Here is a 7,999-nt window from a genome sequence, read left to right as displayed (position 1 = left end):
GGGCCGTGCATCCTATGGCTCCTCCACCCACACACTCAGGGCGCCCGCACACCCCGCGCCGACCGACACGCGCCGCTCGAAGGTCCGGCCGCGCGCGTCGATGCCGCCGGTGCTGACGCACCGTACGGGGAAGGGCAGCCCGCGGGCCTCGGCGCGGATGTCCGTGAGCTCCTGGAGGGCGTACACGCCGACCTGCACCGCGTAGAACTCCCCGCGCTCCGCCGTGACGTCCAGCGGTGCGAAGGGGGTGGCCCGCGCCCAGCGCGCGGGCAGCCGTGCATAGCGGCCCAGCGGGTGGGCGCGGTCCTCGCCGAAGAGGAGGAACCGCTCGTCCGAGTGGGCCCGCCGCAGCCGCATGCACTCGTCCGCCGTGGCCGCGAAGCCCAGCGGCGCGAAGGAGTCGACGGCACTGGCCGCCTGGTAGCAGAAGGCCTCGGCGCGCGGCAGCTTCTCCCAGCCGGTGGCGGCGTGCAGGCCGCAGCGGTGCACCCAGCCGGGGTCCGCGGTCCGTGTCGGGGGCCGGTAGGCGGCCTGCGGATAGTAGGGCTTGCCCGTGTGCGCGTACGGGAGGTAGTGCACGGCGTAGGTGCCGGGGCCGTCCGCCGGTTCGAAGGCGATGCGCCCGGCCTCGTCCGTGACCTGCACGGTCACGGTGTTGCGCACGCGTTCCCCGGATGGTCCGACCACGATCACGTCCACCGAGGCGGGGTCGGGATCCTGGCGCCGCCAGGGCAGTTCGGCGGCCACGGCCGGGGCCGTGGTGTCCGAGGTGTCGGCTCGTACGAGAATCCGGTGGTTACCGTAGACGTCGCTGTCCCAGGAGCCGATTCCGCATGCCAGCTCCGGATGACCCGTCTCACCCATCTGTGCTCCCCCAAGGGCGCTATTTATTAGGTAAGTTTCTCAATCGCTCCGGGTCACCCTGGAGATCAACCGATCGCGCTGTCAAGGGGGACGCCTTGAATCGGCGAGACCGGGGAGACCGGGAGGGGAGTCCATGAAGAAGGAACCCATGAGCCCCGCGAGTGGGGACCCGTCGCTGCTGCGGCGCCTCAACGCGGCCGCCGCCCTGCGCGTGCTGCGCCAGCGGGACGAGATCACCGTGCCCGAACTGGCCACGCTCATCGGCGTTTCGCGCCCCACGGCCCAGGACCTCACGGCCCAGCTGCTTCGCGAGGGACGCCTGGTGGAGCTGACGCCGGGCAGCGGCAGCGTGGGCAGGCCGGCCCGCAGATTCCGGTTCCGGGCCGAGGCCGCGCACGTCCTCGGCGTGGACATCGGCGCGCACAAGATCCTGGTGCACGCCGCCGATCTGCTCGGGCGCACCGTGGCCACCCAGCGCGTCGCCGTCACGCCCGAACTGTCCGCGCAAGGGCGCCTGGACGCCGTCCGCGAGGCGATCGCGGGCTGCCTGGCCCAGCCCGCCGCGGCGGACGTGCGCCCGCTGGCGGCCGGGGTCGGCACCAGCGGCATGGTGGACGCCGCGGGCCGGGTGGTGGAGAGCGACTCGCTGCCCCAGTGGACGGGCCTGGACCTGACCCGCGAACTGGCCGACGCGGGCCACGGCCCGGTCGTCGTCGGCAACGACATCCAGCTCGCGACCCTCGCCCAGTGCACCGGGGGCGTGTCGGTGGGCGCCGACGACTGCGTGTACCTGTACGTCGGCAACCGCCTCGGCATCGGCCTGTGGCTGCGCGGCGAGCTGCACCGCGGGCATCGCGGCGCGGCGGGGGAGATGGTCGCGGGGGACGGCTGGCAGCGCTGCTACCAGCGGCTTCTCGACTGGTATGCCGGACACCAGGGCGCGGACAGGCCCACCCGCGAGAACGCGGCCCGCGCCGTGGTGACCGCCGCGGCGGCCGGCGACGGCGGGGCGAAATACACCCTGCGCGCCTTCGCCGAGGCGCTCGCCGACTCCCTGGCCCGGCACGTCGCCGTACTCGACCCGCAGACCGTGGTGCTCGGCGGCGGCATCTCCCGTGCGGGCGCCCTGCTCAGCGAGCCGTTCGCGGAGCGGCTCGGCGCGCTCTGCCCCTACCGGCCGACGGTCCAAACCTCCGTACTCGGCGAGGAATCCACCGCAATCGGGGCAGCTCGCCTCGCACTGGAACACATCGATCACGCCGCGCAGAAAAGTCCAACTCTCCAGGACCGGTAAGTGGTTGACGGGCGGGAGCCGCGCTTCGATGATGTGGCTCTCTTTCGGCAAGTTGGCTTCTTAATTGGCCGGCTCTCGACGGCCGTCACGGCTGTCGGCTGCCGTTTTCTGTTCCGTCGTGCCGCCAGGCCAGGGAGTACGTGTGACATCCCCAGCAACGCAACGCAGGCCACGAGCCGCGTCGCCGCCACCGTCCGGGTCGGATCCGAAGACAGATCCGAAGTCCTCAGGGCCGCCGCGCCACCACCGCGTCCCGCTGCGCGTGCGACTGCGCAACAACTGGGTGATGCTCGCCCTCATGGCCCCTGGCCTGCTGTTCTTCCTGTTCTTCTTCTACGTGCCGATGCTCGGCAACGTCATCGCCTTCCAGGACTACCAGCCCTTCATCGGCTTCAAGGACAGCCCCCTCGTCGGCCTCGCCAACTTCCAGGAGCTCTTCGCCGACCCGGCGTTCTGGGAGGCCGTGCGCAACACCCTGGCGTTCGCCGCGCTCCAGCTGATCTTCTTCTTCCCGGCCCCGCTGGCCCTCGCGCTGCTCATCAACAGCCTGGTCAGCCCGCGCGTCAAGAAGTTCGTGCAGAGCGTGGTGTACCTGCCGCACTTCATCTCCTGGGTCCTGGTCGTCGCGCTCTTCCAGCAAGTACTCGGCGGTGCGGGCCTCGTCAGCAACTACCTGCGTGACCACGGCATGTCGGCCCTGGACGTGATGACCGACCCCGACACCTTCTCCCTGCTCATCACCGGGCAGGTGATCTGGAAGGACATCGGCTGGGGCATGATCATCTACCTGGCGGCGCTCGCGAGCGTCGACCAGAGCCTGTACGAGTCGGCCGCCGTCGACGGAGCGGGACGCTGGCGCCGCATGTGGCACGTCACCCTGCCCGCGGTGCGCGGCGTCACGATCATGCTGCTCGTGCTGCGCCTCGGCGACGTCCTGTCCGTCGGCTTCGAGCAGTTCCTGCTCCAGCGCGACGCCGTCGGGGCCCGCGCGTCGGAAGTCCTCGACACGTACATCTACTACCACGGCGTCGTCTACGGCGACTGGGGCGTCGGCGCCGCCGCGGGCCTGGTCAAGGGCGTCGTAGGGGCCCTGATGATCTACGGCGCCAACAAGATCGCCCACGCCTTCGGAGAGCACGGGGTGTACAGCAAATGAGCAGCTTCGGATTCCCCCTGCGCACGCCGCGCACCCGCGAGGAGCGGCCCGCCTGGGAAGAGCCGCCGACGAAGATCGGTTCGACCGCCAAGGCCGTCGTCATCACCGTCGTCTGCGCCGTGATGATCCTGCCCTTCCTCACGGTCCTCTCCACCAGCCTGGCCTCCCGCGAGGAGATCACCGAGGCGGGCGGCTTCGTGCTCTTCCCCACGGACCCGACCCTGGAGGCGTACCGCACGATCCTCTCCGGAGGCATCGTCTCGCGCGCCGTCGTCGTCAGCGTCCTGATCACACTCGTCGGCACGGCGCTCTCGCTCCTGACGACGATCGCGCTCGCCTACGCGCTGAGCAAGCGCGGCGTGCCCGGCAGCAAGCCGATCCTGCTTCTCGTGCTCTTCACGCTGCTCTTCGTGCCGGGCATGGTGCCGATGTACGTGGTGGTCAAGGAGCTCGGACTCCTCGACTCCTACTGGTCGTTGATCCTGCCCGTCATGATCAACGCCTTCAATCTCGTGGTCCTGCGGGCGTTCTTCATGAACATCCCCGAGGAGCTCTACCAGGCGGCGCGGATCGACGGCGCGGGCGACTGGCGGATCCTGACCCGCATCGTGATGCCGCTCTCCAAGGGCGTCGTCGCCGTCGTCGGGCTCTTCTACGCGGTGACGTACTGGAACGCCTTCTTCAACGCGATGCTCTACCTCAACGACTCGGGCAAGTGGCCCATCCAGCTGGTCCTGCGCACGTACGTCGTCCAGGGCAAGTCCATCTCGGGCGACCAGCTCGGCGTCAGCCACATGCCGCCCCAGCAGTCGATCTCCATGGCGGTCGTCATGATCGCGCTCATCCCGATCCTGCTGCTCTTTCCCTTCCTCCAGAAGTACTTCACCAAGGGCGTGCTCACCGGCGCCATCAAGGGCTGAGCTCCTTGTCCCTCACCCCCTTTGCGGAGATTCCCATGACCGGCATGTCCCGACGTACCTTCCTCAGCCTCTCCACCGCCGTCGCGGCGGGCGCGGCCGCCACCTCGCTGACGGGCTGCGGCTCCGGCACCAAGAAGACCGGAGAGGCGGCATCGGCGAAGGTGAAGCTGCCTTCGTACGTCCCCTTCGGCAAGGTCAAGCCCGATCTGCCGCCCAACGCGAAGGGCTTGTCGGCGGGCTTCCTGTCCTACCCCAAGGACCTGGTGCGCAGCGTCCCGAAGGCCCCCGGCGACGGTTCGAAGATCACGGTGCTCACCGAGATCTGGACGCAGCCGCCTGCCCCTGCGGGCTCCAACGCCCACTGGAAGAAGGTGAACAAGGAACTCGGCGTCGACCTGGAAGCGATCCTGGGCACCGACCCCGGCTACGAGGAGAAGTTCTCCGCCGTCATCGCGGGCGGCGACCTGCCCGACCTCCTGTGGATACCCCCGAACCAGGGCATCCAGCACATCGCCGAACTCCTCGAGGCCAAGTGCGCGGACATCACGCAGTACGTGTCCGGTGACGCGGTGAAGGACTATCCGAACCTGGCCGCGATGACCCCCGCGCACTGGAAGACGGCGGTGGTCAACGGCAAGATCTGGGGCGCGCCCAGCCCGTACCCGGCCGTGGGCCAGGTCTACGGCGGAAACCCGGAGGTCTGGGAGAAGGCCGACGGTCTCTCGGCCGCCGACCCCGAGGAGTTCCTCGCCAAGTGCAAGGAGGTCACCGGCGGCAAGGTCTGGGCCCTCGAACCGATCTACGTCAACGCGGCCAGCGTGCTGAGCCAGTGTTTCGGCGCCCCCAACAAGTGGCGGCAGAACAAGGACGGCTCGCTCACCTGGTGGCAGGAGACCGACGAGTACACCGAAGCGCTGAACTTCGTCCTCAAGCTGAAGCAGGCCGGGGTCTTCTACCCCGGCAACCCCAACATGGCGGACGCGAACACCAAGCTGGCGCAGGGATCGATCGGCGCGGTCGTCTTCGCCAACCCGTTCAACGCGCGCAAGGACATCCGCGTCCAGGACCCCGGCATCGCCGCCGAGATCCTGATCCCGTTCGGGGCGGGCGGCAAGAAGCCCAAGCACCACTACCACCTCGGCACGATCGGCTACACGGCCATCAAGAAGGGCGACGAGAAGCGGGTGCGCATGCTGCTCGGCGTGCTCAACTACCTGGCCGCGCCGTTTGGCACCACCGAGCGCGAGTTCCTCGAATTCGGTACCGAGGGCGAGGACTTCACGTACGACAAGAACGGCTTCCCGGAGCGCTCTAAGACGGGAAAGAAGCAGGTCGAAGGCCTCTTCAGCGGTCTGACCACGGCCACCACCTCGCCCTTCGCGCTCGTCGCCTCGACGTTCCCGGGCACCGAACGGGCCCGGGACGTCAAGGACGTCTACGCCGCCGAGCAGAAGCTCATCGAGAACGCCGTCCAGAACCCGACGGTCGGCCACTACTCGGACGCGTACACCCAGCACTACGGCCGCATGTCGACGGAGGCGAAGGACCTCGTCAACGACATCGTGGGCGGCCGCAAGAAGCTGAGCGAGTGGAAGCCGTTCTGGGCGGAGTGGCGGAACAAGGGCCTTGAGCAGATGGCGCGGGAATACCAGAAGTCCATCGAGCAGAGCGCCTGAGCGCCCCGCTAGCGCCCGCGGCCGGCCTTCGCCAGTTCCGACTTCCGGTACGAGTACGCGAAGTACACGACGAGGCCGGCCGCGAACCACACCGCGAACCGCACCCATGTCTGCCACTGGAGGAACGTGATCAGCCAGATGGAGAAGACGACCCCGATCGCGGGCACCACCGGCATGCCCGGGCAGCGGAACGAACGCGGCAGGCCGGGCTGCTTGTAGCGCAGCACGATCACCGCGACGCACACCACGACGAAGGCCAGCAGGATGCCGATGTTGGTCAGCTCGGCCGCCTCGCCGATCGGCAGGAACCCGGCGATGGCGGCCGACGCGAACCCGACGATCCACGTCACGCGCGTCGGCACATGCCGGGTCTTGTGCGTCTTGGCGAACCACTTCGGCAGCAGCCCGTCGCGCGACATGCTGAACCAGACGCGGGTGACGCCGAGCATGAAGGTGAACATCACGGTGAGGATGCCGATGATCGCGCCGATGGCGATGACATCGGCGAGACCGCCCAGGCCCACCGACTTGAACGCGGTGGAGAAGCCGCTCTCCGGGTCGATGTCCTTGTAGCTCTGCATGCCGGTGAGGACGAGGCAGGCCAGGACGTACAGGACCATCGAGATCGCCAGCGAGTAGAGGATCGCCTTGGGCATGTGGCGCTGCGCGTCCTTGGACTCCTCGGCGGCGGTGCTCATGGCGTCGTAGCCGAAGACCGCGAAGAAGACCGTGGCCGCGCCGGTGAACGCCCCGCTGACACCGAAGGGGAAGAACGGCTTGTAGTTGCCGGTGTTGATGTGGAAGAACCCGACCGCGATCACCACGAGCACGACGATGACCTTCAGCACGACGACGATCATCTCGAAGCGGGCCGCGTTCTTGATGCCGAGGGTCAGCAGGTAGGCGATGAGCAGGCACAGGGCCGCGGCGAACAGGTCGACCTTGTGGCCGTCGCCGGTGCCGGGCGCGCCCAGCATCCAGTTCGGCAGCTGCGCGCCCATGTCGTTCAGGAGGAAGTTGAAGTAGCCCGAGATGCCGATCGCGACCACCGCCACGATCGCCGTGTACTCCAGGAGCAGGTCCCAGCCGATGAACCAGCCCACCAGCTCGCCGAGGACCACGTACCCGTAGGTGTACGCCGATCCCGCCTTCGGGATCAGGCCCGCGAACTCGGCGTACGAGAAGGCCGCCGCCGCGCTCGCGATTCCGGCGATGAGGAAGGAGATGAGGACGGCGGGTCCGGCCGTGCCGTTGGCCACCGTCCCGGCGAGGGTGAAGATGCCGGCGCCGATGATGCCGCCGACGCCGATCGCGGTGAGCTGCCAGAGGCCGAGCGAGCGGGAGAGCCCGCCACCCGCGCCGCTTTCGGTCTCGTCGATGTGCTCGATGGGCTTGCGGCGCAGAACGCCCTGCCCCATCCGGAGTCCGGCCATGAGCTCCACCCTTGTTCGCAGACGGCAGTCGGCTGATGGCGGATCATGATGGCCCGGGCGTGCGCATGACGGAAGACGCCACACCTCTGGTGCGGGTGCGGGTTCAGCAGTCTGGCCGCTGCGCGGCACGGCAGCACGGCTGCGGGTTACGGCACCACGGTGACGGGCCAGCGGCCCGCCTTGACCAGGCGTACCGCGACGGAGCCGACGATGCGGTGCCCTGCCTGCTCGGACGCGCCGACGACCACGGCGTCGGCCTTGAGGTCGTCGGCCGCGGTGACCAGCCCGCTGTAGGGGTCGCCGCGGAAGGTGTGGAACTCCCAGCGCACGTCGAATATGTCCTTCACCCGCTCGGCCGCGTCTCTGATCTCGGTGATCAGTGACTCGGCGATCTCGTCGGTCGTGTCGGCCACCGGGGCGCCGAGTGCGGCGCCCGCGGCCATCACGGGCTGGACGTAGACGACGGCGAGCAGTGCGTGCTGCCGCCGCGCCAGGCCTCCGGCGTAGGCCGCGGCCCGGAGCGACGATTCGGACCCGTCGACACCGACGACGATCACCTTGGGGCCGTCGGTACCGCGTTCGAACTGGTGGGAGTGGTCTTCAGTCACGCCGAGAGGCTATCGGAGCCGGGAAGCCGCCTCCGTTGCGGGCAGGCG

The 7,999-nt window shown here is 68.9% G+C and carries 7 protein-coding genes; 4 read left to right on the top strand and 3 right to left on the bottom strand.

Annotated elements, in window-relative coordinates; translation table 11 throughout:
• Positions 1-12: 12 nt before the first annotated feature.
• Positions 13-864 (bottom strand): glycoside hydrolase domain-containing protein, encoded by an 852-nt coding sequence (locus tag ACQKIP_RS33220; RefSeq protein ID WP_427745004.1) that lies wholly within the window; start codon positions 862-864, stop codon positions 13-15.
• Between the two features lie 148 nt (positions 865-1,012).
• On the opposite strand from ACQKIP_RS33220, the gene ACQKIP_RS33215 reads away from it, so the two are divergent.
• The 4 genes from ACQKIP_RS33215 to ACQKIP_RS33200 all read left to right on the top strand — a co-directional run bounded on the left by ACQKIP_RS33215 (position 1,013) and on the right by ACQKIP_RS33200 (position 5,910).
• A complete protein-coding gene (locus tag ACQKIP_RS33215; protein WP_427745003.1) occupies positions 1,013-2,158 on the top strand; it encodes an ROK family protein in 1,146 nt (381 codons plus the stop codon).
• 142 nt (positions 2,159-2,300) lie between these two features.
• Positions 2,301-3,314: an ABC transporter permease gene (locus ACQKIP_RS33210; RefSeq protein WP_365865124.1), complete on the top strand. Its 1,014-nt coding sequence runs from the start codon at positions 2,301-2,303 to the stop codon at positions 3,312-3,314.
• On the top strand, positions 3,311-4,234 hold the full coding sequence (locus ACQKIP_RS33205; RefSeq protein WP_365865126.1) for a carbohydrate ABC transporter permease: 924 nt from the start codon (positions 3,311-3,313) through the stop codon (positions 4,232-4,234). The genes ACQKIP_RS33210 and ACQKIP_RS33205 overlap by 4 nt, the downstream gene beginning before the upstream one ends.
• Positions 4,235-4,278: 44 nt before the next feature.
• On the top strand, positions 4,279-5,910 hold the full coding sequence (locus ACQKIP_RS33200; protein WP_365865128.1) for an extracellular solute-binding protein: 1,632 nt from the start codon (positions 4,279-4,281) through the stop codon (positions 5,908-5,910).
• An 8-nt stretch (positions 5,911-5,918) separates the two neighbouring features.
• On the opposite strand, the gene ACQKIP_RS33195 is transcribed toward ACQKIP_RS33200, so the two are convergent.
• Both ACQKIP_RS33195 and ACQKIP_RS33190 read right to left on the bottom strand, forming a co-directional pair.
• Positions 5,919-7,343, bottom strand: coding sequence for an amino acid permease (locus tag ACQKIP_RS33195; RefSeq protein WP_365865130.1), 1,425 nt, complete (start codon positions 7,341-7,343; stop codon positions 5,919-5,921).
• Positions 7,344-7,489: 146 nt separating this feature from the next.
• Positions 7,490-7,951 carry a universal stress protein gene (locus ACQKIP_RS33190; protein ID WP_365865131.1) on the bottom strand — a complete coding sequence of 154 codons (462 nt, stop codon included), beginning with the start codon at positions 7,949-7,951 and terminating at the stop codon, positions 7,490-7,492.
• Between the last annotated feature and the right edge of the window lie 48 nt (positions 7,952-7,999).

Source organism: Streptomyces sp. NPDC059900 (genome assembly GCF_050270335.1).
Classification (GTDB): domain Bacteria; phylum Actinomycetota; class Actinomycetes; order Streptomycetales; family Streptomycetaceae; genus Streptomyces.
This window is presented reverse-complemented; position numbering and strand designations above follow the sequence as displayed.